Here is a 515-nt window from a genome sequence, read left to right as displayed (position 1 = left end):
AAAGGCCCCTTCGCCATGAGCGTCAACCAGGCCGGCGGCTTCTTCCGCGGCACCGGGGACGAAGCGCAGCCGAACATCCAGCTCTATTTCAACCCGCTCTCCTACCGCATTCCCAAGGACCCCAAGGCCGGGCTGAAGCCGGAACCCTATCCCGGCTACCTGATCTGCTTCAATTCCTGCCGACCCGCCAGCCGGGGAAGCATCGCGATCACCTCCGCCGATCCGCGCACCGCGCCGCAGATCCGTCCGAACTATCTTTCGGCGAACAAGGATATCGAGGAAGTCGTGCAGGGAAGCCGGTTGGTGCGCAGGATCGCCTCCGCCTCGGCCCTCTCGACCGTCACCGCCGAGGAAGTCTCGCCTGGACCCTCGCTTGACAGCGACGAGGCGCTTATTGACTATTTCCGCGAGAATTCCGGTTCGATCTATCACCTGTGCGGCACCTGCGCGATGGGACCGGACGAACAGGCGTCGGTCGTCGACGCACAGCTCAAGGTGCACGGCATCGAAGGCCT

At 63.9% G+C, this 515-nt stretch carries 1 protein-coding gene; it reads left to right on the top strand.

Going from position 1 to position 515, the window contains the following annotated elements; all coding sequences use genetic code 11:
• Nucleotides 1-15: 15 nt before the first annotated feature.
• Nucleotides 16-515, top strand: a 500-nt coding sequence (locus BC363_RS31935; protein WP_244519991.1) for a GMC oxidoreductase, incomplete at its 3' end; no start/stop codon positions are given.

It is taken from the genome of Ensifer sp. LC384 (assembly GCF_001695865.1).
Lineage (GTDB): Bacteria > Pseudomonadota > Alphaproteobacteria > Rhizobiales > Rhizobiaceae > Ensifer.
This window is presented reverse-complemented; position numbering and strand designations above follow the sequence as displayed.